Here is a 23767-nt window from a genome sequence, read left to right on the forward strand (position 1 = left end):
GCGTGGTGTACCAATTCGACATATAGTGGTTTACCACTAGCGCAGGCATTTTCAGGGGCTCCGGTTCCCGTGGAGCGGCCGTACCCTATGGCAAACTTCCGCGCTTTATCCGCAAGGCGTCCGAACGGCGTCGCCAGTTCCAGGGATCCCCTCCGACATGCAAAAAATCATTCGCCAGCTCGCCGCCGAGATCAAGGTAGGCGAGCACCAGGTGAAGGCGGCCATCGAACTGCTCGATGGCGGTGCCACGGTTCCGTTCATTGCCCGCTACCGCAAGGAAGTGACCGACGGCCTCGACGACATTCAATTGCGCGAACTCGAGGCGCGTCTTTCATACCTGCGCGAACTCGAAGACCGCCGCGCCGCGGTATTGAAGAGCATCGACGAGCAGGGCAAGCTCACGCCCGAACTGCGCGCCGCGATCGAATTCGCGCCGACCAAGCAGGAGCTCGAAGACCTGTACCTGCCGTTCAAGCAGAAGCGCCGCACCAAGGGCCAGATTGCGCGCGAGTTCGGCATCGAGCCGCTCGCGGACAAGTTGCTGGCCGACCCCACGCTCGATCCCGCCGTGGAAGCCAAGGCCTTCCTGCAGCCCGCCACCACGCTCGACGACGGCAAGCCGGGCCCCGATTTCTCGACCGTCGCGGCCGTGCTCGACGGCGTGCGCGACATCCTCTCCGAACGCTGGGCCGAAGACGCTGGCCTGGTGCAGAGCCTGCGCGAATGGCTGTGGAACGAAGGCCTGCTCAAGTCCAGCCTGATGACCGGCAAGGACGAGAACAACGCCGACATCGCCAAGTTCCGCGACTACTTCGACTACGACGAGCCCATCGGCCGCGTGCCCTCGCACCGCGCGCTGGCCGTGTTCCGCGGCCGCGCGCTCGACATCCTCGACGCCAAGCTGGTGCTGCCGGTGGAGCCCGAGCCGGGCAAGCCCAGCATCGCCGAAGGCAAGATCGCGCTGCACCTGGGCTGGAGCCATGCCGGCCGTCCGGCCGACGACCTGCTGCGCAAGTGCGTGGCCTGGACCTGGCGCGTGAAGCTCGCGCTCTCCACCGAGCGCGACCTGTTCACCCGCCTGCGCGAAGAAGCCGAGAAGGTCGCGATCAAGGTGTTTGCCGACAACCTGCGCGACCTGCTGCTGGCCGCACCCGCCGGCCAGCGCGTCGTGATGGGGCTGGACCCGGGCATCCGCACCGGCGTGAAGGTGGCGGTGGTCGATGCCACCGGCAAGCTGGTCGAGACCGCCACCGTGTTCCCGCACGAGCCGCGCAAGGACTGGGAAGGATCGCTGCACACGCTCGGCAAGCTGTGCGCCAAGCACGGCGTGAACCTGATCGCCATCGGCAACGGCACCGCCAGCCGCGAGACCGACAAGCTGGCCGCCGACCTCATCAAGCTGCTGGCCAAGATGGCCGCGCAGGCCGGCGCGCCCGAGATGACGGTCGACAAGGTGGTGGTGAGCGAGGCCGGCGCGTCCGTGTATTCGGCCAGCGAATTCGCCTCCCAGGAAATGCCCGACGTGGACGTGAGCCTGCGCGGCGCGGCCAGCATCGCGCGCCGCCTGCAGGACCCGCTGGCCGAGCTGGTGAAGATCGACCCCAAGAGCATCGGCGTGGGCCAGTACCAGCACGACGTGAACCAGAGCGAACTCGCACGCACGCTGCAGGCGGTGGTGGAAGACTGCGTGAACTCCGTGGGCGTGGACCTCAACACCGCGAGCGTGCCGCTGCTGAGCCGCGTCTCTGGCCTCTCGGCCAGCGTGGCCAAGGCCGTGGTGCGCTGGCGCGAATCGAACGGCGCGTTCTCCACCCGCAAGCAGCTGCTCGACGTGAGCGGCTTCGGCCCCAAGGCCTTCGAGCAGAGCGCGGGCTTCCTGCGCATCCGCGGCGGCGCCGACCCGCTCGACGTGACGGGCGTGCACCCCGAGACCTATCCGCTGGTGGAGCAGATCATCGTCAAGACCGGCAAGCCGATCGCCGAGCTGATGGGCCGCGCCGAGATGCTCAAGACCCTGAAGCCCGAGCTGTTCGCGAACGAGAAGTTCGGCGTCATCACGGTCAAGGACATCCTGGGCGAACTCGAGAAGCCCGGCCGCGATCCGCGCCCCGACTTCAAGGTGGCGCGCTTCAACGACGGCGTGGACGACATCAAGGACCTGGTCGAGGGCATGATCCTCGAGGGCACCGTGAGCAACGTGGCGCAGTTCGGCGCCTTCATCGACCTGGGCGTGCACCAGGACGGCCTGGTGCACGTGAGCCAGCTGAGCCACAAGTTCGTCAACGACGCGCGCGAAGTGGTCAAGACCGGCGACATCGTCAAGGTCAAGGTGATGGAAGTGGACGTGGCGCGCAAGCGCATCGGCCTGTCGATGAAGCTCGATGCAGCGCCCGCGCGCCGCGACGGGCCGCGCGACAACCGCTTCGAAGGCGCCGGGCGCGGCCAGCAGCAGGGCCCGCGCCGCGACAACTCGCCGCAGCCCGCGGGGCAGATGGCCAGCGCGTTTGCGAAGCTGCAGGGGTTGCGCAAGTAGACCGTGCTGCACGGTTCTTGCTGACGCAACCGGCATGATGAAAGCACTGCGCATCTACGCCGGCCCCGCCGCCCGCAAGCACATCGAAGCGCATGGCCTGCGTCCGCAGGACGTGCGCACGATTCCCGGCGCAGCGGGCGGCCCCAAGGGCCTGATCCTCGGGCCGCTCGACCGCTTCATCTTCGGGCGTTGGCTCGCGCAATCGAGCCAGCCGGTGCACCTGGTGGGCGCGTCGATCGGGGCATGGCGGCTTTCGACGGCCTGTCTTGCAGATCCGCACAAGGCCTTCGAGCGTTTCGAGCACGACTACGTGCGCCAGCAGTTCGAGGTGCCGCCGGGGCAGAAGCGGCTGAGCCCGCAGCAGCTCAGCGAGCGCTTTGCCGAGAGCCTGGTCGACTTCTATGGCGGGCGCATCGGCGAGGTGCTGGGCCATGCGCGCTACCGGCTCCACGTGGTGACTTCGCGCGGCCGCCACATCCTCGGGCGCGAGGGCGGGGCGCGCACGCCTTTCGGCTACCTGGGCGCCTTTGCCACCAACAGCCTGCATCGCAAAGGCCTGGGCGCATGGCTGGAGCGATGCGTCTTTTCCACGCCCGGCGCGGCCTTGCCCTTTGGCACCAGGGATTTCCGCACGCGCCAGCATGCGCTCAGCGAAGAGAACTTCAACCTGGTGCTGCAGGCCTCGTGCTCGATCCCGTTTCTCCTGGCCGCGGTGCACGACATTCCCGGCGCGCCGCGCGGCGCGTATTGGGACGGCGGCATCACCGACTACCACCTGCACCTGGACTACCAGCCGGCCGACGAAGGCATCGTGCTGTACCCGCATTTCCAGCGCGCGGTGGTGCCGGGCTGGCTCGACAAGGGCCTGCGCTGGCGCCACAAGTCCACCAGTTTCCTGGATCGCATGGTGGTGCTCGCGCCCGATGCCGGCTGGGTGCGCTCGCTTCCCAACGGCAAGCTGCCCGACCGCAAGGACTTCATCCACTTCGCGAACGATGCGCAGGCCCGCATCGGCGCATGGAGCAGGGCCACGCGGGAGGCAGAGCGGCTCTCCGACGAGTTCGAGGGCTGGCTCGCAACCGGTCGCACGCGCGACATCCTGCCGCTCTGAACCGGCCCCCCGCCGGGGCAAACCCTGAGGGGGTGCCCGCGCAGCGCCTTCGAGAATGGTCAGCTCACTCTTCTCAGAGAAAGCCGCCACCCATGCCGCAGGCCCCCATCTCACGCCGCCGATTCACCCTTGCCGCCGCTGCCGCCGCGACCCTCCCGATGCCCGTGCTGGCGCAGGGCGCCTGGCCGAGCAAGCCGATCCGCATCATCGTGCCCTACACGCCGGGCGGGTTCACCGACCAGATGGCGCGGCTGGTGCAGGTCGGCCTGCAGGCGCGGCTCGGCCAGCCGGTGCTGATCGACAACAAGCCGGGCGCCAACAGCCTGATCGGCGTCGATGCCATGGCCAAGGCGCCGCCCGACGGCACCACCTTCGGCGTCGTCATTGCGGCCTATGCGGCCAATACCACGCTGTATCCCAAGCTGCCCTACGACCCGCAGAAGGACCTGACGGGCGTTTCGCTGATGGGCATCTCGCCGTTGCTCGCGGCGGTCAGCGTCAATGCGCCGTTCAAGACGGCGCGCGAACTCATCGACTACGCGCGCGCCAATCCCGGCAAGGTGAGCTTCGGCTCGTCGGGCAACGGCTCGGCCGCGCACCTGACGACCGAGCTGTGGAAGTCGCTCACGCAGACCTACATGATCCACATTCCGTACCGCGGCGCGGTGCCCGCGCTGACGGACCTGATGGGTGGCCAGATCCAGCTGTTCTTCGACGCGCCCACGGGCCTCATCAACCAGGCCAAGGCGGGCAAGGTGCGACTGATCGGCGTGGCGGGCGACAAGCGCCTGAGCGCCGCGCCCGATGTGCCGACCTTCATCGAGCAGGGCTTCGCGGGCTTCACCGGCAGCACCTGGGCCGGCATGCTGGCGCCGGCCGGTACGCCGCGCGACATCGTCAAGCGCATGTCGGAAGAGCTGGCGCGCATCATCAAGAGCGACGAGACGCGCGCCAAGCTGGACGCCATGGGCACCATTCCGGCCGGCAGCACGCCCGAGGAGTTCGATGCCTTCATCAAGGCCGAGACGGCCAAGTGGGGCAAGGTCATCCGCACGGCGGGCGTCAAGGCGGAATAGGAACAGGAAGCCTCAGGCCGCGAGCACCAGCACCTTGAACTGGCTCGGCACGATGCGCATCCCCACGATGTTGCAGCGGTTCTGCACCGAGAGGCTGGTCATGCGCGTGCAGGGCGAACCCTTGAGCAGCACGGTGAAAGCCCCCGTGATGTGGCGCGAAGGGCCCATCACCGTCTGCGACACCACGCCCATCAGCACGCCCGCGTTGTCGCCGTTGGTGATGGGCGTGGTGGTGGCAAGGTTGTGGGCCGGCGTGCCGCCGTAGAGGATGTTCCAGGCGTTGGGAATGGCCGTCGGCCCGAGCGCGAAGTTGGGATAGGGAACGGGAATCGCGGGCGGCGTCTTGCAGACGTCGGGAAAGGCGAGGTCCATGCCCATCATCTGTGCATTGGCAAACATGTAGTTGTTCCTTCTTTCAGCCCATGTGGATCTGTTCGGCATCTACCTTCACCAGCGCCTTGCTGGTGACAAGGGTGTTCTTCGCATGCATGCGCAGCGTTTCCGACGCCTGCATGTCGATCTGGCCTGCGCGCACCTGCTCGACCTCTTCGGTCAGGCGGAAGCTGGAGCGCGTGAGCACGCTCAGTCGATCGAGAACCGTCTCCAGCGTGCGGCCCACGAAGCGGGCGACCAGCGTGGTCACGCGCACTTCGGCGCCGCGGTAGTCCATGTCGGCAATGTCGATCTGCGCCTTCTCTGCCTTCAGGCTGAGCGAGGGGGCTTGCATCGAGATGCGGCCTCGTCGCGAGCTGATGGTGAGATCGCCTTCGGCGACGATGCACGACCGGCTGGCATCGGCCTGCGTGACGACGGCGATCAGGTAGAGGCAGTCGCGGTGCGGTCCGGCCACGAGCACGACGTCACCCGGCGCGGGCTGGAGCAGGCAGCTGGCGGCGCGCGGGCATGGCCAGCGTTCGCAGCCGTCCTGGCTCTCGACCAGGAAGCTGCCGTCGGTCCGCTGTTGCTGCACCGTGCCCAGTGCGCTGCCGGTCCAGGCGGCGGTCGCGGCGGGCAGGGGCTTGCGCAGCAGCGCCTGCATGTCGCCTTCCTCGGCGGGCGAGGCGGTATCCGGCATCAGGTGCTGCATTTGCGCGGCTTCGCGCAGGATGCGATGGGTCATGAGAAGTCCTTGGGGTCTTGCGCCAGCGGAAGGGGACGGCCCAGCGCGTCGCGGCCGGCGCGCTGTGGCCGCACGGCCCGCGCGGCGGCGTGGCGCTCGGCCTCGAAGAGCTCGGGGTCGTTGTCGAGCACGCCGAGCCGGTCGCTCCAGCGCGTGCCGGTCTGTACCGCACGGTGCAGTTGCGTGCGCTGGAAGGTGGCACCCCGCAGGTCGGCGTCGCTCAGGTCGGCGTACGAGAAGTCGGCGTAGACCAGCTCGCTACGCGCGAACGAGGTGCGGTTGCAGCGCGCGCGGTGAAACACGCATTGCACCAACTGTGCGTCCGACAGGTCGGCATCGGCCAGCAGCGCATCGACCCAGAGGCTCTGCGCGAAGTGGCCGCCGCGACAGTCGGCGTCGCGTAGGTCGGCCTCGGGAAACAGACACTGCGGCGCATGCACCGCGGTGAGCACCGCGCGCTCGAGCCTGGCCCCTTTGAAGTTGCACTGGGTGAGCCGCGACCGGTCGAAGCTGCAGCCCACCAGGTCGGCGTCGATGAACTGGCAGAGGTGAAACTGTTGCGTCGAGAAATCCTGGCCCGCCAGGTCGGCCTCGCTGAAGATCGCGTTGTGAAAGCTGGCGCCCTGGAAGCTGGCATTGCGCAACCCGGCCCGGTAGTAGACGGTGGTGTCGAGCTGCACATTGTCGAAGCGCGTTCCGTCCAGGGTCGATTCGCCGAACACGGCCTTCGTGAGGTCGGCACGGTCGAAACGGCTCGCGTCGAGCCTGCTCTTGTGGAAGGCAGCAAGGCCCAGGCCGGCGCTCGCAAAGTCGGCGCCCTGCAGGTTCGATTCGCTGAAGGCCACCCGGGTCAACGTTGCGCCCTGCAGGTTGGCTTGCAACAGACTGCACTTATGGAAGGCCGAGCGCTGCAGGTCGGCGGTGTCGAGCCGCGCGCCGTCGAAGCGGCAGCTGTCGAACATCGACTCGGTCAGTTGCGCGCCGCTGAAGCTCGCCTGCGAGAAATCGCATTCGCCGAAGGTCCCGCCGCGCAGGTCGAGGTGGTCGAAGCGCATGCCCTTGAAATCCTGGCCCTTGATGAACTCGCCGCTGCGAACCTTCTGCGCCAACACGTCCGGCGTCATCGCGCCGGTTCCGCCGCGCGCCGCGGGACGGTCTTGGTCTGCGCGATGTAGGCGTTGCGCGTTTCGGTCACGGTGTCGATCAGGGCCTGCGACAGGTCGGTACGGAAAAGGTTGGCTTCGCGCAGATCGACGCCGATCAGGCGCGCCTTCTGCAGACTCGCATTCATGAGGTTGGCGCCGCGCAGCGAGGCATGGGTCAGGTCGGCGCGGATGAACAGGCTCTCGGGTGCATCGATGAAGCTCAGGTCCGCGCCCACGAGGCTGCAGGCCGAGAAGTCGCAGGTGTCGAGCGTGGCGCGGACGAAGCGCGCACCGTCCAGCGTCATGTCGCGCAGGCTGCACTGGATCAAGGTGGCACCTTCGAAGTCGATGGTGCGCAGGCTGCTGGTGCCGACGAAGCAACTGGTCTGCAATGTGGCCCCGGTGAAGACGATGCCCCGGTCGCCGAGGGTGTGGACCCATGCGCAGGCCTCGAGCTTTGCCTGCGAGAAATCCAGCCGCTCGACCTGGCAGGAGATCAGCCCGAACTTGTGCAGGGTCGCCGCGCGGAAGCTGCAATCCTGCAGCCGGCTCTGTTCGAGCAGGGTCACGTAATCGAAGCTGGCACGGTCGAAGCGGCAGTTCTGGAAGTGCATGCCGAAGAGATTCAGGTGCGCCAGGCGAGCCTCCGAGAAATCGCAGTCGTCGAAGCGGGTTTTCTCGATCATGGTGTCGTGGAGCTGCGTACGTATGAACGAGGTGTGCGTGCAATGCGCCAGGCTCAGGTTCGCGTTGTGCAGCACGCAACCGGCCAGCGAGGTGTGTGCCAGTCGTGCGCGAACCAGCACGGCCTCCGTGGCATCGGCCCCGTCGAGCCGCGCGGCGCTCAGGTCTGCGCTTTCGAGCAGCGTGCGGCGCAGGCAGGCGCCGCGCAGATCCATGTTCGAGAGGTCTGCGCCCGTCAGGTCCAGGCCGGAGAGGTCGCGGGTGGTGGCCATGCGCTCCTGCACCCGCCGTCGCGCTTCGCCGGAGCGTTCAACGGTCATGGCATCGGCCGCCGACTGGTGCTGTGCGCCGAGCCGGTACATGTCGATCAGGCCGCGCTGGCCGCTTTCCGCCGTCTTCCCGAGCTCCAGTTCCTGGGCCGGCGACATGGGGGCGGTGCGCGTGGCGGCGGCGATGTCCCGCATGCCCTGCGTCACGGCCTGGGCGTCGAACGCAGGGGGACCCTTGACCTGGCTGCGGTTGGCGCCGGCCACGAGTTCACCGGAGTCGAAGCCCACCTTGCGCGACTCCACCGCATTGGCCTCGGCCATCTGCCCGAGCTCGCGGCGCGCGGCCTCGAGCTTGTGCTGCTGCTCGCGTTCGTAGACCTTCGTGCGCTCGATGAATTCGGGCAACTCGTTCAGCGTCGGCATCTTGGTGAAGGGCGCAGGCAGCGCGCGCTCCTTGAAGTGGCGCGGCTTGTGGCCGGCGTCCAGCGCCTGTTGCGTCAGCTCCTGGCGCAGCGCATTGCCGCGTTCGCGCATGTTGCGCACGAGCACGGACTCTTCCTCTTCCATCTCGTCGATCCACGGCCCGATGGAAGAAGCGGGCAGCAGCTCGTCGTCGCGGAACATGTAGAGGCCTCCGGTTTCGGGATCGCAGCGGCGCTGCAGGATCGCGAAGTAGTGTTCGAGCGGCCGTGCGGCGTCGGACGCGGCCTCGATGGCGGGCATCACATGCGTGACATCGGCGGCATCGTCCTCTGCGATGGCGGTCTCGCCGTGCCAGATCAGCGCGATCTGCGCCAGGTGCGGAAAGAACCAGGCGGTGGTCAGCCGCAGGGGCACTTCCTCGAAGCGCTCGGGTTCGGTCTGGCCCGATGCCGTCTTGCGGGCAATGAAGCTGCGTGCCCGCCAGTGCGGCAGCCGCCCGCGCTGCACCGGCAGGGTGGGGTGCATGTTCCAGACTTCGTACGGCGTGCCGCCCGGAATGCGGTCGAGGTCCGCCCAGCGCTGCTCGGGCGACGCCGCATTGAAGAGGCGCCAGTCCATGTCGTCCGAAAAGCCCGGAAAGAGGTTCTCGCGCCAGTGCGCGTCGTAGTGCCTGCCGATCAGGCGCATGCGGCTCGGCCAGCTCACGTCCATCGCGCCGAAGCAGGCGGGCTCCGCCTGCCGCGAGGGATGGTCGATGCGGCGGTGCGGATGCTCGACGTTCGGCAGACGCTGCACCAGCAGCCCGTTCACCGGCTCCGGCGCATGGCCGATGCCCAGCGGGTTGTCGGCGAAGGCCGGGCCGCCGTAGGCGCGGCTCCAGTCGAGCCGCATCGATTCGAAGGGCTGCGGCGCGGTCGCGCGGCCGTCGAGCCAGAACCGGTCGCCGAAGACCGCCAGTTGCCTGGTCAGTGCGCCGACATGCACGGCGACGGCGCAGGCCGTCTTGTCCTTCTGGTGGTGCGTGTAGGCGTGGCCGGTCGCAAGGAATTCGGCGCAGGCCTTGGGCATGCCGAGGTCGAGCACGCCGGTGGGACCGAGTTCGTCGGAAACGGATTTCCAGAACTCGGGCTCCGGCTGCAGCACGTTGGTCTCGCCCATGGAGACCATGCCCATCGCTGTCACGCCCAGCCGCTGCTGGCCGGCGCGAAGGAACGGGCGCGTGATCACGCTCAGGCGCAGGGGCTTGACGGTTTTCACGGCGTGGCTGGCACCCGGTCAGTCCGAGGCCCGCGGGATTTCAAGCGGCGTGCGCGCGCGGTCGATGGCCAGGCGCGAGGCGTCGTCGGGGTCGCGCAGCAGGTGCACCTGGGTGCCCGCGATGCAGAGCTGCGGCAGCAGGGCTTCGTCGACCAGCGTCCTGACAATCGCCGGATGCGAACCGCCCGCGCCGTCGAAGACCTTCAGCGACATCTCGACCGCCAGCACCGTCTGGCCCTGCGATCCACCGCGCGAGAGCTCGTGCTCGGAACGCTTGACCGATTCGACAACTGCTTCCGCGGGGACGCCGTTGCGCGCCAGGTGCTTCCAGGTCTTCTCCTCGGCGGAATAGATGCGGTTCTCGCGGGACGCGACGATCACCACCGACGCGGCCGTCACGAGGACCGCGCTCATCACGATGGCGAACACGACCCAGAGGATGGTTTCGAAGGTTTCAAGCGACAAGCGTCAGTACCTTGAACTTCGCGGCGAGGCCGCCGGTGGCGATGAGCATCCCCTTGTTCGCGATGGCCAGGCCCTTCGCACTGACCTCCAGCGGCTTGTTCTTCAGCGAGAAGACGGCGGTGTCGATCTTCACCGTGGCGATCTGTGCGTTGAGCCCCGCGTAGTACTGCAGGCGCGCCCCCCATACGTCGAACGACATGCCGACGAGGCTGATCCGCACCCCCACGCCGCCCGCGCGAAACCAGCGCCAGTCGCTGCTCTTTGCATAGTTGTTCGTGTAGCTGACCGAGTTGTTCGTGTAGTTGTTGGTCAGGTTGTTGTAGGTGTTCGACGTGGTGTTGTAGACGCTGGTGTTGATGACGTGCTGCGTCGTGTTGTGGATGTGGTTGGTCGTGTTGAAGGTCACGTCGGGCGAAGTGTGGACCGTCGGGCCGGTGACGATCGTGGTCGACGGGCCATTGACCGTGACGTTGTTCGAGGTGTTGATCGTGTCGTTGCGGCCGTCGCTCACGAAGCGGATCTCCTGCCCGTCGATGGTGCCGTTGAAGCCGCCGGTGATCGCAAGCTTCACCCCGCCCGAGATCGTGTCGTCCAGCCCGCCGCTGAGCGTGCGCGTCTTGCCGCCCGAGATGGTCTGCGTGACGCCGCCCTGGACCGTTTCGCTGAAGCCGCCGGTCACGTCGCGCGTGTCTCCGCCGGTGATGGTTTCTTTCGCGCCCGCGGTGATGTCGCGCGTCTCGCCGCTCTGGTAGGTGGCCGATTCGTGGCCCTTGATGAGGGTGGTGCGGGTGCCGTCGGTGGTGTGCGTTTCGTCGGCTTCCACCTCCACGTCGAGGTTGCGCTCGGCATGCAGCAGGATCTGCTCGGCACCCGTGCGGTCCTCGAAGCGCAGCATGTTGGCCTGGTTGGCCGCACCGCCGGTGCTGGAGCGCGTGAGGATGCCGCTGGCCGTGGCATTGGCCGGCAGCTCCCACGGCGGCATCTGGTCGTTGTTGTAGACGCGGCCGGTGATGATCGGGCGGTCGGGTTCGCCGCCGATGAAGTCGACGATCACTTCCTGGCCCACGCGCGGCATGTGCATGGTGCCGTAGTTGGCGCCGGCCCAGTTGCTCGACACGCGCACCCAGCACGAGCTGTTCTCGTCGGACTGGCCGTAGCGGTCCCAGCGGAACTGCAGCTTCACGCGGCCGAAGCGGTCGGTCCAGATCTCTTCGGGGCCGACCACGGTGGCGGTCTGCGGGCCGTTGGTACGCGGCTTGGGCGTCTTGCGCGCGGGCCGGTAGGCCACGTTGGAGGGCAGCACGGTGAAGTCGAACTCGCACACCGATTCGGCCGTGCCGCCGGTGGAGTACTCGGGCTCCTGCAGGTCGTAGCGGGTCTGGGTGACGAGGTATTCGCGGTTGTCGGCCTCGCGCGGGCAGTGCGTCATCTGGAACAGGTAGCCCGGCGCCATGCCGGCCACATTGGTGTGGCCCGTGGCCAGCTCGTGCGCGCACTGCAGCTCCTGCAGGCGGATCTTCGCGTAGCTGTCGCCCTGGTCGTTCTCGCTGTAGCCGCCCAGCCATTCATAGACTTCGTAGGTCGAATGGTCGTGGCCCTTCGGGTCCTGCTGCACGCTCTGGAGAGAGGCGCGCGACTTCCTGAAGTCGAAGTCGTCGAGCATCACGCGGCCCGAGGTGATCTGCTCCGAGATGCGCCACTGGTCGATGCAGGGTTCCATGGCATTCACCACGCGGTCGCGCGGGCGGTAGGCAATGGTGGCGTGGCCCGGCAAGGTGCCGTAGCCGCCGACGTCGTCGGCCAGCACCAGCAGGTGCGAGCCGTTGCGGTGCTCGAAGTGGTAGGCGATGCCCTCGTGCTCCATGAGGCGGCACACGAAGGCGAAGTCGCTCTCCTGGTACTGCACGCAGTATTCCCAGGGCCGGTAGCTGCCGGTGAGGCGCTTCTCGTATTCGAAGCCGTATTTGCCGAGCACCTCTTCGAGCACGTCGGGCACGCTCTTGTTCTGGAAAATGCGGCAGTCGGTGGTGCGCGTGAGATACCAGAGCCAGGGCTGCACCAGCGCACGGTAGATGTAGTGGCGGCCCGTTTCGTTGGCGCGGCCCACCAGCTCGAAGCGCACCACGGTGCCGTTGAGAAAGCGCGATGCGCCTTCGTCCTGCAGTTCGACCGTGAGCGAAGTGCCCAGCAGTGTCTTCAGGTCGAGATTGAAGCTCGGGCTGACCATGTCGACCTCGAACTCGAACAGCTGCGAGAGGCCTTCCTGTCCCCGCATGGCGCGGAACTTCAGCTGCTCGGCGTTGAGTGCGGTGTGAACCTGGACAGTGCGCGTCATTCGAAATTTCCCTGGCCCTTGGGGCTTCTGCGGATGCGAAGCCTTCGAGTGCCAGTCTAGAAATTCCTTATGTCATATACATGACGCGAGAGGGATGCCCCCCTCCTGAAACATGGGGGCAAACAAAGCCCTTACATCGAGGCTTCGAGCATCGCCTTGTAGTCGTCGCGCGAAGCCAGCCGCGGGTTGGTCTTGTGGCAGTGGTCGGCCATGGCGCCGTCGATGATCTGCTCGAACAGGGCGGGCGTGACGCCCACCTCGGCCAGGCCCTTGGGCAGGCCGAGGCGCGCGTTCATGTCGCGGATCGCGTCGCCGAGATCGCCGGGCGAATCGAGGTGCATGGCCCGCGCCATGCGTTGCAGCCGCTGCTCCTTCTGCACCGATTCGGCACCGGCGTTGAAATGGATCACGGCCGGCAGGAAGAGGGCGTTGAGCGTGCCGTGGTGCAGGCGTGGATCGACGCCGCCCAGGCTGTGGCTCAGCGAGTGCACGCAGCCGAGGCCCTTCTGGAAGGCCATGGCGCCCTGCATCGAGGCGCTCATGAGGTTGAGGCGCGCCTCGCGGTCGCTGCCGTCCTTGGTGGCGCGTTCGATGTGCAGCCATGCGCGCTCCAGGCCATCGAGCCCGATGCCGTCGGCCGGCGGATTGAAGGCGGCCGACATGAAGGTTTCCATGCAGTGCGCAATGGCATCCATGCCGGTGGCGGCCGTGAGCCTGGGCGGCAGGCCGAGCGTGAGCTCGGGGTCGCAGATGGCGGCCTTGGGCATCAGGAACCAGCTGTGGAAGCCGAGCTTGCGGTGATCGTCGACGATCACGATGGCGCCGCGCGCCACCTCGCTGCCGGTGCCGCTGGTGGTGGGCACTGCAATGAGCGGCACCGCGCGCTCCGTGATCTTCGGCGAGCCGCCTTCGATGGTGGCGTAGGTCTTGAGCGGGCCTTCGTGCGTGGCGGCGATGGCCACGCCCTTGGCGCAGTCGATGGCGGAGCCGCCGCCCACGGCAATGAGCCCGTCGCAGCGGCCGCTGCGGTACAGCTCGACGGCCGCGCGCACGGCGGCTTCGGTGGGGTTGGACGGCGTCTGGTCGAACACCGCCACCTCGAGATCGGCGATGGCATCGAGCGCCTTCTGCAGCACGCCGGCCGCGCGCACGCCGGCATCGGTCACGATCAGCGGCCGGTTGATGCCGATGCGCGCGCATTCGCTGGACAGCAACTTGATGGCGCCGAATTCGAACTGGATCTGGGTGAGGTATTGGATGAGGGCCATGAGGTGGGTTTGCCTGGGGCAGTACGATTGCAGACCACCCAAATCTAACAAGCAGGGACAGTCTTGCACATGAACAAAACCCTTGCCGCTGTCGCGCCCGGCACATGGCAGCCTCCGCTCACCGCGAAGATGGCCGGCGTGGTCGGGCGCATGGCGCGGGCCGGCCATCCCTCGCTCGACCAGCTCACGCCCGAGGAGGCCAAGGCATCCTACGAAAAAGGAGCTGGCGTGCTCGAAGTGCCGAAGCCCGCGCTGGCCCGGGTCGACGACTTCACCATTCCGGCGCGCGACGGCTTCGCGATCCCCGCGCGGCTCTACGCGCCGTCGGCGACGGCGGTGCTGCCGGCCTTGATGTATTTCCATGGCGGCGGCTTCACGGTCGGCAACATCCGCACGCACGACACGCTGTGCCGTGTATTGAGCCTGAAGAGCGGCTGCGCGGTGGTGTCGGTCGACTACCGGCTGGCGCCCGCGTTCAAGTTTCCAACGGCATCGAACGACGCATGGGATGCTTTCGCCTTCCTCGCCCACGAAGGCGGCCGTGTCGGCGTCGACATCGAGCGCCTTGCGGTGGGCGGCGACAGCGCCGGCGGCACGCTGGCCGCGGTGTGCGCCATCCTCGCGCGCGACGCCGGCCTGCCACTCGCGCTGCAGATGCTCATTTATCCCGGCACCGCGGCGCACCAGGACACCGCCTCGCACCAACGCTACGCCCGTGGCCCGCTGCTCACCAAGGCGCTGATCGACTATTTCTTCGGCCAGTACGTGCGCACGCCGGCCGACCGCGACGACTGGCGCTTTGCGCCGCTGCTGGCCGAGGACGTCGACGGCGTGGCGCCCGCATGGATCGGCCTGGCCGAATGCGATCCGGTGGTGGACGAAGGCATTGCCTACGCCGACAAGCTTCGCGCCGCCGGGGTGGCGGTCGATCTGGAGATCTACCGCGGCGTGATCCACGAATTTCTGAAAATGGGCCGCGCCATTCCCGAGGCGCTGCAGGCGCAGGACGATGCGGCCCGTGCACTCAAGGAAGCACTGAATCCATGACTGACGCAACCGTACCCCAGAGAAAAGACTTCCGCTTCTTTCACCGCCTGCGCGTGCGCTGGGCCGAAGTCGACATGCAGAAGATCGTGTTCAACGCGCACTACCTGATGTATTTCGATACTGCCATTGCCGACTACTGGCGCGCGCTCGCACTGCCTTACGAAGAGGCCATGCATGCGCTGGGCGGCGACCTGTACGTGCGCAAGGCCACGGTCGACTTTCGCGCCTCCGCGCGCATGGACGACGTGATCGACGTGGCCATGAAGTGCGCGCGCATCGGCAACTCGTCGATCGTCTTCGAGGGCGCGCTGTTCCGGCAGGACCAGTACCTGGTGGGCTGCGAACTCGTCTATGTGTTTGCCGACCCCGCCACGCAGACCTCGAAGCCGGTGCCACCTGCCTTGCGCGAAATCCTCACGGGCTTCGAGGCTGGCGAGCCGATGCGCACCGTGGAAACGGGCGACTGGAAAGCCCTGGGCGAAGGTGCGGGCGCGCTGCGCCGCGCGGTCTTCATCGAGGAACAGAACATTCCCAAGGAACTGGAGTGGGACGAGCACGATGCCGTGGTGCTGCATGCGGTGGCCCGCAACCGGCTCGGCCAGGTGATTGCGACCGGGCGGCTGCTCGATGCAGCCGATGGCACGGCCATGCTCGGCCGCATGGCCGTGCACCGCGCGCTGCGCAGCGGCGGCCACGGCGCCGCCGTGATGCAGGCGCTCGAGGCCGCCGCCAAGGCGCGCGGCGACCGCGAGATCGGCCTGCACGCGCAGCGCAGTGCGGAGCGTTTCTATGCGCGCCTGGGCTACGCCGTGCATGGGGAGCCGTTCGAGGAAGCCGGCATTCCGCACATCGAGATGCGCCGCGCGCTGGGTTGATCGCAGCGCTCAGTAGCGCGCCGGCGGATCGGGCACGTAGCCCATCTCCGAACCCGGAAAGGCGGACGGGCCTTCAGGGCGCGGCCAGCGCGCAGGGGGCGGCACCGGGATCACGCCGGCTGCGATGAGGTTCTCGCGGCTGTCGTAGCGGATGCGCACCACCTCGTCGGGCGTGGACTGCGCGCGCTCGAAAGTGGTGTGGCCGACATGCGAGGTCTCGCGCCGGCCGTGGGCGGTGCCCAGGCTCGGGGTGGGCGGCGATGGCCGGGCCAGGCCACCTTTCGCAGATGCGGCAGCTTCGGCGCCCAAGGCGCTGTCGGCAGAGCGGGCCTGCGCGGCAGGCGCAGCCGGGGCGGCTTCCTCCACGGCGGAGGGCGCCTCGCTGCGGCGGCGCTCCATCTCGCGGCTGTCCACGCCATCGCGGCGCGGAAACGCAACGGGTGGCGCAGGAGGCGGCACAGGCACGCGTTCGCGGAACATCGCGACACCGATCACGCCGACGTCGTCCGGCCGGCCGGTGCGGCTTGCGTACGAATTGCCGATGGAAGTGAATTCGAAGGCCGCAATCTGTGAATCGCTCTTGCGCCAGCCCGAGATGTCGCTGCGCTCTCCGCCGGAGAAAACGTAGCCGTTCTGCAGCACGCCCGCAGTTTCGCCGGTCACGACGTTGACGCCGTCTACAGACATCACGGCCATGATGCGTTCACCCATCGCATTGCGCGCGCGAATCGCGTAGCGCGCGCCGGGCCGGCCGGCCACCCAGTATTCGCCGCGATCGCGATAGATGGGCAGTTCGCGGCCGCTGGCGCGGTCGACCACGCTGAGCTGCATCAGCGAACCGATGCGGTTGGAGGTCGAAGGCGGCGAAAGCAGGGGCAGGGGCCGCACCGGACTTTCGGCGCAAGCGGGGAGCACGCCCAGCGCGGTCCATGCGAGGGCGGTCGAGAAGAGGAGTCTGCGCTTCATGATGTCTTTCCTTGCCAGGAGTGGATCGGTACGGCTTCTACGGAGCAGCACCGGCGGCAGGGTTAAACGCGCACACAAAAAAATGGCGCCGCCTCTTTCGCGGCAGCGCCAAGCGTCCATGTCGTCGGACGCTGGGGGATTCACAAGAGAGACTAAATGTCTTCGAGCAGCGGGTACGGCAGCGGCTCGATCGTGAGCGTTGGCCCGCCGGCGCTGCCCGCATGCAGCCCGCCGGTTTCGAGCGCCGAGATCTGGATCGAGATCAGCGCGGCCCAGCCGCCGCCGGGCGCCGGCGCGGCCTGTGCCACCGTGCCCACCGGCTGCTCGGCATCGCCGGCCGCGAACACTTCCTGGCCCGCGCTCACGGGCCCATCGGCCTGCACGAGGTAGGTGCGCCGCTTCAGCGTGCCGCGGAACTGGCTGCGCGCCACGATTTCCTGGCCCGGGTAGCAGCCCTTCTTGAAGTTCACGCCGCCCACGGATTCGTAGTTGATCATCTGCGGCACGAAGGCCTCGACCACCGGCGTGGTCAGGGTCACGATGCCGCTGCGAACCTCGCTCCACTGCCAGAGTTCCGCGTCGAGCGCCGGGCCGGCGGGCACGGGGCTGCCGGCCGGTGCGATCCACATGGCCCGCGGCACGCCGTCGGCCGGGTAGAGCGACACCGCGCTGATGTCTTCGCCGATGGCCGTGCGCTGTCCGGGCAGGGCCGTGGCATCGAGGCCGTTGGCCGCCAGCGCGGTGCCGGCAAGGCCGTAGAGCGCGAACTGCTCCGTGGCGTCGGTGAGCTTGGCCTTGGCGCGCAGCACGTACATCGACAGGCGCTTGAGCGTGGCGGCCAGGATGTCGCGGCTGCAGGCCAGCAGCACCAGCTCGGGCTGCGGCCGGATGCCGACGAAGCTGGCGATCACGCGGCCCTTGGCGGTGCACAGCGCGGCCAGGCGGGCCTCGGTGGCGCCCAGCAGCGCGAAATCCTGGGTGAGCTGGCCATGCAGGAAGCTGGCGGCATCCGGCCCTTCGGCGCGAATCACGCCCAGGTGAGAAAGAGTGGTAACACCGTTGAGAACGACAGTAGTCATCGCTGAATTATCATGGTCGAAGCCGTTCCGTCCGGTCCGCAGGGAATCCCGCCCCGATTCCCGCAGGGCCACTGAGCTTTCGTCCCCGATACGTTTTTCTTCTCCGCTATTTCATCGGACCCGTGCGCCGCTTCTTCCTCACGCTTTTCCTGCTCGCCGCCCTGGCTGCGCTCGGCCTCGGCGCCGCCGGCCTCTGGTGGGTGCATCAGCCGCTCAAGCTGCCCGCGCCCAGCGTCGATCTTTCCGTGGAGCCCGGCACCACGCCGCGCGGCGTTGCGCAGGCGGTCGCCGATACCGGCACCGACGTGCAGCCGCAGATGCTCTATTTCTGGTTCCGCATTTCGGGGCAAGACCGCCAGATCCGCGCCGGCAGCTACGAACTGGAGCGCGGCGTCACGCCCAAGATGCTGCTCAACGTGCTGGTGCGCGGCGAGGAGGCCACCCGCAGCCTGGTGCTGGTCGAAGGCTGGAACATCCGCCAGGTGCGCGCCGCGCTCGCCAAGGCCGAACAGCTCAAGCCCGAAACCGTCGGTCTGCCCGACGATGCCCTGATGGCCAGGCTGGGCCGGCCCGGCGTGCATCCCGAGGGTCGCTTCTTCCCCGACACCTACACCTATTCGAAGGGCTCGACCGACATCGCGCTGCTGCAGCGTGCCATGCGGGCCATGGACAAGAAGCTCGAAGCCGCGTGGGCCGCCCGGGCGGCCGATTTGCCGATCCAATCGGCGGATCAGGCGCTGATCCTGGCCAGCATTGTCGAAAAGGAGACAGGAAAAGCCAAGGACCGCTCCGAGATCGCCGCCGTTTTCGTCAACCGGCTGCGTGCCGGCATGCCGCTGCAAACCGACCCCACCGTGATCTACGGCCTGGGCACCGCGTTCGATGGCAACCTGCGCAAGAAAGACCTGCTGACCGACACGCCCTGGAACACCTACACGCGCGGCGGCCTGCCGCCCACGCCCATCGCCATGCCGGGCAAGGCGGCGCTGCTGGCAGCGGTGCAGCCGGCGCAAAGCAAGTCGCTGTACTTCGTTTCGCGCGGCGACGGCACCAGCCAGTTCAGCAGTTCGCTCGACGACCACAACCGCGCGGTCAACCGCTATCAGCGCGGCGGCGGCGAACCCAAACCGAAAGTAGCGCAATGAGTGACGGCCTGTTTCTGACGCTCGAGGGCATCGATGGCGCCGGCAAGTCGAGCCATCTCGACGCCATGGAGGCGCTCTTCAAGGCCCGCGGCCGCACGGTCGTGCGCACGCGCGAGCCCGGCGGCACGCCACTGGCGGAGATCTTGCGCGGGCTTATTCTCGAACAGCCGATGGACCCGCTGACCGAATCGCTGCTGGTGTTTGCGGCGCGGCGCGACCATGTGGTGCGGGTGATCGAGCCGGCACTGGCACGCGGCGACGTGGTGCTGTGCGACCGCTTCACCGACGCCACCTTTGCCTACCAGGGCGCGGGCCGCGACTTCGATACACAAGTGCTGTCGACGCTGGAGCAATGGGTGCAGGGGGGCAGGGGAGCGGCAGGGCTGCTTCAGCCTCACGTCACGCTCTGGTTCGACCTGGCGCCCGAGATCGCCGCCCAGCGGCTGGCGGGAGCCCGCCTGCCCGACAAGTTCGAGTCCCAGCCGGTCGAATTCTTCCGGCGCGTCGCGGCGGGCTACGCGGCCCGCGCGGCGGCCGATGCGCCGCGTTTCGTGCGCATCGACGCCAGCCAGACGCGCGACCAGGTCTGGCAACAGGTCGAGACGGCGCTTGTCGCACGCGGTGCGCCGGCACCCGCAAGTGGAGCGGCGCGATGAGCACTTCGGCGCTTTCGCCCTGGCTGCATCGGCCGCTCGCTGAACTCCTGCGCCAGCGCGGCCATGCCTGGCTGCTGCAGGGGCCTTCGGGACTCGGCCAATACGAACTCGCGCTCGCGCTTGCCGCGGCCTGGCTGTGCGAACAGCCCAAGGAAGAGGGGGGTGGCACCGCCTGCGGCCATTGCCCGAGCTGCCATGCCATCGAGGTGCGGACCCACGCCGACCTTTGCGTTCTGATGCCCGAGGTCGCCATGCAGGAGCTGGGCTGGCCGCTCGACGAAAAGGCGCAGGCCGACATCGACGACAAGAAGCGCAAGCCCAGCCGCGAGATCCGCGTCGAGGCCATGCGCGATGCGGTCGGATTTGCCCAGCGCACCAGTGCCCGCGGCCGCGGCAAGGTGGTGCTGGTGTATCCGGCCGAGCGCATGAACACCATCACCGCCAATGCGCTGCTCAAGACGCTCGAGGAGCCGGTTGGCGACGTCCGCTTCGTGCTGGCCAGCGAGGCGGCGTGGCAATTGCTGCCGACCATCCGCAGCCGCTGCCTGGGTTTCACGCTGCCATGGCCCGAGACGGCCGAGGCCGAAGCCTGGCTGGCGGCGCAGGAAGTGCCCGCCGCAGATGCCGCCGCATTGCTGCGCGCCGCCGGCGGGCGGCCCAGCGATGCCCTGCGGCTCGCGCGCTCCGGCCAGTCGCCCAAGGCCTGGGCGCTGCTGCCCAAGGCCGTTTCGCGCGGCGACGTGGCCGCCCTCGCGGACCAGTCGCCGTCCCAGGCCATCGGCTCGCTGCAGAAGCTCTGCCACGACCTGATGGCCGTTGGCAGCGGCGCCGCGCCGCGTTTCTTCGAGGCCGCCGACCTGCCGCCCGCCGTGCCTTCGCACCTGGCGCTCGCGCGCTGGTCGAAGTCGCTCGCGAACGCGGCCAGAACCGCCGAACACCCCTTCAATGCGGGCCTCATGCTGGAAGCGCTTGTGAGCGAAGCGCGAACCACCCTAAACTCTGCAGCTCGCCGCCCATGAACCAACCAGCCGCACCCGCACCCGCCGCCCCGGCGCCTCAACGGCCGAGCGTGATCCAGCTCGCCATCAAGGAAAAGGGCGCGCTCTATGCCGCCTACATTCCGCTCTTTGCCGAAGGCGGCATCTTCATTCCGACCTCGCGCGAATACCGCCTGGGCGACGATGTCTACGTGCTGCTGACGCTCCCCGAAGACCCGCAGCGCTACCCGGTGGCGGGCAAGGTCGCATGGATCACGCCGCAGCGCGCAGCGGGCAACCGGGCGCCGGGCGTGGGCATCCGTTTTCCGTCGGACGAGAAATCGCGCCAGCTCAAGGCCCGCATCGAAGCGGCGCTCGGCGGCTCGATGGCTTCCGACCGTCCGACCCAAACTATTTAAGCTCGCCCCCAGGCTGCGCGCACTTCGTGTCGCTACGCCCACCCCCTACTGGGGGCGACACCAGAGGCCCGGCGAAGCCGGTTCCTCGGTGTCCCTGGCATAAGCCAGACAATCAGCGCCATGTTCACCGATTCCCACTGCCACCTGACTTTTCCCGAGTTCGCGGACCAGATGCCGCAAATCCGCGCCGCCATGGCCGAGGCGCAGGTCGACCGGGCCTTGTGCATCTGCACCAAGCTCGAGGAGTTCGACGATGTGCAGGCGCTGGCCGCGCGCTACGACAACTTCTGGGCCAGCGTCGGCGTGCACCCCGACAACGAGGACATCGCCGAGCCCACGGTGGACGACCTGGTGCGCCGGGCGGCCTTGCCGCGCGTGGTGGCCATCGGCGAAACCGGGCTCGACTACTACCAGATGGAAGAGCGAAAGGGCGGGCGCAGCATTGCCGACATGGAATGGCAGCGCGACCGCTTCCGCGTGCACATCCGCGCCGCGCAGCAAACCCGCATGCCGCTGATCATCCACACGCGCGAAGCCTCGGCCGACACGCTGGCCATCCTCAAGGAGGAGGACGAAGACGGCGCCGGCAATGCCGCGGGCGGCGTGTTCCATTGCTTCACCGAAACCGCCGAAGTGGCCCGCGCGGCGCTCGACCTGGGTTTCTACATTTCCTTTTCCGGCATCCTGACCTTCAAGAAGGCGCAGGACCTGCGCGACGTGGCGGCCTTCGTGCCGCTCGACCGCATGCTGATCGAAACCGACAGCCCCTATCTGGCACCGGTGCCGTACCGCGGCAAGACCAACAACCCGTCTTACGTACCTTTTGTGGCGAAGCAGATCGCCGAACTGCGCAAGCTGCCGATCGAAGCCGTGGCCGAGGCCACGAGCAACAACTTCGAAACGCTGTTCAAGGGAGTCAAAGCAACATGAGAAAATACATCAAGAAGTTCTTGTATCTAGCTGTCGTAGCAACAACTTTTACCGCACACGCGGGCTCGTTCGAAGACTTCTTCCGGGCCGTGCGCGGAGACAACGCCAGCGGCGTGCGCACCCTGCTGAACCGCGGTTTCGACCCCAACACGCGCGATGAGCACGGCCAGACCGGCTTGATCATCGCCCTGCGCGAACCATCGCCCAAGGTCGCGCAGGTGCTGCTCGAATCGCCGCAGACCGATGTCGACCTGGCCAACGCCAAGGACGAAACCCCGCTGATGCTGGCCGCCATCAAGGGTCAGCAGGAGCTGGTCGCCCAGCTGCTCAAGCGCGACGCCGCCGTCAACAAGACCGGCTGGACGCCGCTGCATTACGCCGCCAGCAGCGGCCAGCTGAGCATCATGAAAGTGCTGCTCGACAACTACGCCTTCATCGACGCGCAATCGCCCAACGGCACCACGCCGCTCATGATGGCCGCGATGTACGGCTCGACCGAGGCCGTGAAGCTTTTGCTGGCCGAAGGCGCGGACACGGCGATGAAGAACCAGCTCGGCATGACGGCCGTCGACTTTGCGAACAAGGCGAACCGACCGGAAGCTGCACAGCTGATCGCGGCTGCCGCCAACGCCAAGGCCGGTCCAAAGGCGATCCCCAAGGACGGCAAATGGTGAGTTTCTTCACGCCCCATTGAGGGCCGGATTCCTCGCATCGGCAGGCCCGGGAAAACGCCGAAAAGAGGGCGCCTGCGCATCGTGCGAGACTCTGCGGAGAAGGAGAAGCAGAGATGAATACGTTTCTATTCATGGTCTTTTTGCTGGCCATCGGACTGCTTGGGTTCGCAGCAATCGCCAGAAAAAGGTCGAGGCAAAACAGCAGCGGCTTTGTCGACAAGCCCAAGGCACGCCCGCCACTCACTGCACGCGAGCAAGCCATGTACAACCGGCTCGTGCAAACCCTGCCGGATCTCGTGGTGCTGCCGCAAGTCAGCTTCGGTGCCTTGCTCACGGCCCGCACGCGCGCGGCGCGAAGCTCGTTCAGTCGGAAGATCGCCGACTTCGTCGTGTGCGACCGCTCGTTCAAGGTGGTGGCTGTGGTCGCGTTCGGCGGCGACAAGAGCAGCAAGGGCAAGTCGCAGCGCGACCTGGACCGCGAGGCGCTGCTGGTGGAGGCCGGCTACCGGGTGCTGCGATATCCACGGGTACCGGACGTGGGGCGCGTGGAGGCGGACTTCGATCCGACGTTGGCGTCCGTGAGTCCCATGGGGTCCTGAGGGCGGGCTTGGCTTGCCTTGGATTGGCCCTCATCGGGCATCCCTAAAAGGAACACAATGTGCATTATGTTAAATGACATGGGCGGCGAATCCCCCTGCAGAACCTTGTCGTCCATGTCCCACTGCTCCCGGCAGTCGCTGCGTTAAATCCTTGTCGCCATTGGCAGTCGGCCGACAGGCCCGTCGGGGTCATCAGCTCTTGGGCTTTGCGTATTCCTCTGCGCTCATCACCTCGACGCCAACGAACGGATCGTTGCCTTCGACCCATGCGTCGTGGCCTGGAGGAATGGTGTACGACATGCCTTCCTCGATGGCGGTCTTCGAGCCGTCGTTCATCTGCACGGTGATTCGACCGGAAACCGCGTACCCGACGTGGGCTACCTGGCAGCTGTCCGTGCCGACGACCGGCTTGATGCACTGCGACCAGCGCCACCCGGGCTGAAACTTGAAGCGTCCAAGCGTGTACCCCTCGAGGCGGACCACTTCGACCCGGGTCTTTTCCGGCTCCCGAACCTCATCCGGCACGTCGTGGGATTTCGTCTGAAGCTTGGTGACATTCATAGAACTTGCCATCACTACTCTCCTTGGCACGAGTGAGCAGTTGGTCCGCGGCAGCCTCGTGCCAAGCCGCGCGTCGAACGATGGAATACTAGTCCCGGGCCGCGCTTGCGGCGACTCATTTTTCGTCCGGTAGGTACCCCGGTGGCGTTGCAT

At 67.4% G+C, this 23767-nt stretch carries 22 protein-coding genes; 12 read left to right on the top strand and 10 right to left on the bottom strand.

What is annotated here, in order from left to right:
* Positions 1–157: 157 nt before the first annotated feature.
* The 3 genes from VAPA_RS13195 (at position 158) to VAPA_RS13205 (ending at position 4720) form a co-directional block, all read left to right on the top strand.
* Positions 158–2533, top strand: coding sequence for a Tex family protein (locus VAPA_RS13195; protein WP_021007273.1), 2376 nt, complete (start codon positions 158–160; stop codon positions 2531–2533).
* 37 nt (positions 2534–2570) lie between these two features.
* Positions 2571–3644 (top strand): patatin-like phospholipase family protein, encoded by a 1074-nt coding sequence (locus VAPA_RS13200; protein WP_041946443.1) that lies wholly within the window; start codon positions 2571–2573, stop codon positions 3642–3644.
* A gap of 92 nt (positions 3645–3736) precedes the next feature.
* Positions 3737–4720 (top strand): tripartite tricarboxylate transporter substrate binding protein, encoded by a 984-nt coding sequence (locus VAPA_RS13205; RefSeq protein ID WP_021007275.1) that lies wholly within the window; start codon positions 3737–3739, stop codon positions 4718–4720.
* Between the two features lie 12 nt (positions 4721–4732).
* Here VAPA_RS13205 and VAPA_RS13210 read toward each other — a convergent pair whose 3' ends face one another.
* The 7 genes from VAPA_RS13210 to VAPA_RS13240 all read right to left on the bottom strand — a co-directional run bounded on the left by VAPA_RS13210 (position 4733) and on the right by VAPA_RS13240 (position 13686).
* Complete coding sequence (locus tag VAPA_RS13210) at positions 4733–5119, bottom strand: DUF4150 domain-containing protein (RefSeq protein WP_021007276.1); 387 nt, start codon at positions 5117–5119, stop codon at positions 4733–4735.
* A gap of 16 nt (positions 5120–5135) precedes the next feature.
* Positions 5136–5840 carry a DUF3540 domain-containing protein gene (locus VAPA_RS13215; protein ID WP_080666808.1) on the bottom strand — a complete coding sequence of 235 codons (705 nt, stop codon included), beginning with the start codon at positions 5838–5840 and terminating at the stop codon, positions 5136–5138.
* Positions 5837–6964: a pentapeptide repeat-containing protein gene (locus VAPA_RS13220; RefSeq protein WP_021007278.1), complete on the bottom strand. Its 1128-nt coding sequence runs from the start codon at positions 6962–6964 to the stop codon at positions 5837–5839. Before VAPA_RS13220 ends, VAPA_RS13215 begins: the two co-directional genes overlap by 4 nt.
* A complete protein-coding gene (locus VAPA_RS13225) occupies positions 6961–9618 on the bottom strand; it encodes a DUF2169 family type VI secretion system accessory protein (protein ID WP_021007279.1) in 2658 nt (885 codons plus the stop codon). The genes VAPA_RS13220 and VAPA_RS13225 overlap by 4 nt, the downstream gene beginning before the upstream one ends.
* An 18-nt stretch (positions 9619–9636) precedes the next feature.
* On the bottom strand, positions 9637–10083 hold the full coding sequence (locus VAPA_RS13230; RefSeq protein ID WP_021007280.1) for a hypothetical protein: 447 nt from the start codon (positions 10081–10083) through the stop codon (positions 9637–9639).
* Positions 10073–12418 (bottom strand): type VI secretion system Vgr family protein, encoded by a 2346-nt coding sequence (locus VAPA_RS13235; protein WP_021007281.1) that lies wholly within the window; start codon positions 12416–12418, stop codon positions 10073–10075. Before VAPA_RS13235 ends, VAPA_RS13230 begins: the two co-directional genes overlap by 11 nt.
* Positions 12419–12549: 131 nt before the next feature.
* A complete protein-coding gene (locus VAPA_RS13240) occupies positions 12550–13686 on the bottom strand; it encodes an iron-containing alcohol dehydrogenase (RefSeq protein ID WP_021007282.1) in 1137 nt (378 codons plus the stop codon).
* A 69-nt stretch (positions 13687–13755) separates the two neighbouring features.
* Here VAPA_RS13240 and VAPA_RS13245 point away from each other — a divergent pair, with 69 nt between their 5' ends.
* Positions 13756–14733 carry an alpha/beta hydrolase gene (locus VAPA_RS13245; RefSeq protein WP_021007283.1) on the top strand — a complete coding sequence of 326 codons (978 nt, stop codon included), beginning with the start codon at positions 13756–13758 and terminating at the stop codon, positions 14731–14733.
* Positions 14730–15608: a YbgC/FadM family acyl-CoA thioesterase gene (locus tag VAPA_RS13250; RefSeq protein WP_021007284.1), complete on the top strand. Its 879-nt coding sequence runs from the start codon at positions 14730–14732 to the stop codon at positions 15606–15608. The genes VAPA_RS13245 and VAPA_RS13250 overlap by 4 nt, the downstream gene beginning before the upstream one ends.
* Before the next feature lie 9 nt (positions 15609–15617).
* Here VAPA_RS13250 and VAPA_RS13255 read toward each other — a convergent pair whose 3' ends face one another.
* Positions 15618–16574, bottom strand: coding sequence for a hypothetical protein (locus tag VAPA_RS13255; protein ID WP_021007285.1), 957 nt, complete (start codon positions 16572–16574; stop codon positions 15618–15620).
* 152 nt (positions 16575–16726) lie between these two features.
* The gene (gene ygfZ / locus VAPA_RS13260; RefSeq protein ID WP_021007286.1) at positions 16727–17653 is read right to left on the bottom strand and encodes a CAF17-like 4Fe-4S cluster assembly/insertion protein YgfZ; all 927 of its coding nucleotides are present in this window, start codon (positions 17651–17653) and stop codon (positions 16727–16729) included.
* Positions 17654–17775: 122 nt separating this feature from the next.
* On the opposite strand from ygfZ, the gene mltG reads away from it, so the two are divergent.
* The 7 genes from mltG to VAPA_RS13295 all read left to right on the top strand — a co-directional run bounded on the left by mltG (position 17776) and on the right by VAPA_RS13295 (position 23053).
* Positions 17776–18798: an endolytic transglycosylase MltG gene (gene mltG, locus VAPA_RS13265; RefSeq protein ID WP_021007287.1), complete on the top strand. Its 1023-nt coding sequence runs from the start codon at positions 17776–17778 to the stop codon at positions 18796–18798.
* Positions 18795–19454 carry a dTMP kinase gene (gene tmk / locus VAPA_RS13270; protein WP_021007288.1) on the top strand — a complete coding sequence of 220 codons (660 nt, stop codon included), beginning with the start codon at positions 18795–18797 and terminating at the stop codon, positions 19452–19454. Before mltG ends, tmk begins: the two co-directional genes overlap by 4 nt.
* The gene (locus VAPA_RS13275) at positions 19451–20473 is read left to right on the top strand and encodes a hypothetical protein (protein ID WP_021007289.1); all 1023 of its coding nucleotides are present in this window, start codon (positions 19451–19453) and stop codon (positions 20471–20473) included. The genes tmk and VAPA_RS13275 overlap by 4 nt, the downstream gene beginning before the upstream one ends.
* The gene (locus VAPA_RS13280) at positions 20470–20850 is read left to right on the top strand and encodes a PilZ domain-containing protein (protein ID WP_021007290.1); all 381 of its coding nucleotides are present in this window, start codon (positions 20470–20472) and stop codon (positions 20848–20850) included. Before VAPA_RS13275 ends, VAPA_RS13280 begins: the two co-directional genes overlap by 4 nt.
* Positions 20851–20970: 120 nt before the next feature.
* Entirely contained in the window at positions 20971–21780 is an 810-nt protein-coding gene (locus VAPA_RS13285) for a TatD family hydrolase (protein WP_021007291.1), read from the top strand.
* Complete coding sequence (locus VAPA_RS13290) at positions 21777–22454, top strand: ankyrin repeat domain-containing protein (protein WP_021007292.1); 678 nt, start codon at positions 21777–21779, stop codon at positions 22452–22454. The genes VAPA_RS13285 and VAPA_RS13290 overlap by 4 nt, the downstream gene beginning before the upstream one ends.
* Positions 22455–22585: 131 nt before the next feature.
* Positions 22586–23053, top strand: a complete 468-nt coding sequence (locus VAPA_RS13295; RefSeq protein WP_268977815.1) for a DUF2726 domain-containing protein — start codon at positions 22586–22588, stop codon at positions 23051–23053.
* A 192-nt stretch (positions 23054–23245) separates the two neighbouring features.
* Here VAPA_RS13295 and VAPA_RS13300 read toward each other — a convergent pair whose 3' ends face one another.
* Positions 23246–23626: a cupin domain-containing protein gene (locus VAPA_RS13300; protein ID WP_021007294.1), complete on the bottom strand. Its 381-nt coding sequence runs from the start codon at positions 23624–23626 to the stop codon at positions 23246–23248.
* Positions 23627–23767 lie beyond the last annotated feature (141 nt).

The sequence above is a fragment of the Variovorax paradoxus B4 genome (assembly GCF_000463015.1).
GTDB classification, from domain to species: Bacteria; Pseudomonadota; Gammaproteobacteria; order Burkholderiales; family Burkholderiaceae_C; genus Variovorax; species Variovorax paradoxus_E.

Excerpts from the sequence above, each read along its gene's own strand:
- VAPA_RS13195 (WP_021007273.1), top strand. The coding sequence starts at position 158 with ATGCAAAAAATCATTCGCCAGCTCGCCGCCGAGATCAAGGTAGGCGAG.
- VAPA_RS13200 (WP_041946443.1), top strand. The coding sequence starts at position 2,571 with ATGAAAGCACTGCGCATCTACGCCGGCCCCGCCGCCCGCAAGCACATC.
- VAPA_RS13205 (WP_021007275.1), top strand. The coding sequence starts at position 3,737 with ATGCCGCAGGCCCCCATCTCACGCCGCCGATTCACCCTTGCCGCCGCT.
- VAPA_RS13210 (WP_021007276.1), bottom strand. The coding sequence starts at position 5,119 with ATGTTTGCCAATGCACAGATGATGGGCATGGACCTCGCCTTTCCCGAC.
- VAPA_RS13215 (WP_080666808.1), bottom strand. The coding sequence starts at position 5,840 with ATGACCCATCGCATCCTGCGCGAAGCCGCGCAAATGCAGCACCTGATG.
- VAPA_RS13220 (WP_021007278.1), bottom strand. The coding sequence starts at position 6,964 with ATGACGCCGGACGTGTTGGCGCAGAAGGTTCGCAGCGGCGAGTTCATC.
- VAPA_RS13235 (WP_021007281.1), bottom strand. The coding sequence starts at position 12,418 with ATGACGCGCACTGTCCAGGTTCACACCGCACTCAACGCCGAGCAGCTG.
- VAPA_RS13240 (WP_021007282.1), bottom strand. The coding sequence starts at position 13,686 with ATGGCCCTCATCCAATACCTCACCCAGATCCAGTTCGAATTCGGCGCC.
- VAPA_RS13245 (WP_021007283.1), top strand. The coding sequence starts at position 13,756 with ATGAACAAAACCCTTGCCGCTGTCGCGCCCGGCACATGGCAGCCTCCG.
- VAPA_RS13250 (WP_021007284.1), top strand. The coding sequence starts at position 14,730 with ATGACTGACGCAACCGTACCCCAGAGAAAAGACTTCCGCTTCTTTCAC.
- VAPA_RS13255 (WP_021007285.1), bottom strand. The coding sequence starts at position 16,574 with ATGAAGCGCAGACTCCTCTTCTCGACCGCCCTCGCATGGACCGCGCTG.
- ygfZ (WP_021007286.1), bottom strand. The coding sequence starts at position 17,653 with ATGACTACTGTCGTTCTCAACGGTGTTACCACTCTTTCTCACCTGGGC.
- tmk (WP_021007288.1), top strand. The coding sequence starts at position 18,795 with ATGAGTGACGGCCTGTTTCTGACGCTCGAGGGCATCGATGGCGCCGGC.
- VAPA_RS13275 (WP_021007289.1), top strand. The coding sequence starts at position 19,451 with ATGAGCACTTCGGCGCTTTCGCCCTGGCTGCATCGGCCGCTCGCTGAA.
- VAPA_RS13280 (WP_021007290.1), top strand. The coding sequence starts at position 20,470 with ATGAACCAACCAGCCGCACCCGCACCCGCCGCCCCGGCGCCTCAACGG.
- VAPA_RS13285 (WP_021007291.1), top strand. The coding sequence starts at position 20,971 with ATGTTCACCGATTCCCACTGCCACCTGACTTTTCCCGAGTTCGCGGAC.
- VAPA_RS13290 (WP_021007292.1), top strand. The coding sequence starts at position 21,777 with ATGAGAAAATACATCAAGAAGTTCTTGTATCTAGCTGTCGTAGCAACA.
- VAPA_RS13295 (WP_268977815.1), top strand. The coding sequence starts at position 22,586 with ATGGTCTTTTTGCTGGCCATCGGACTGCTTGGGTTCGCAGCAATCGCC.
- VAPA_RS13300 (WP_021007294.1), bottom strand. The coding sequence starts at position 23,626 with ATGGCAAGTTCTATGAATGTCACCAAGCTTCAGACGAAATCCCACGAC.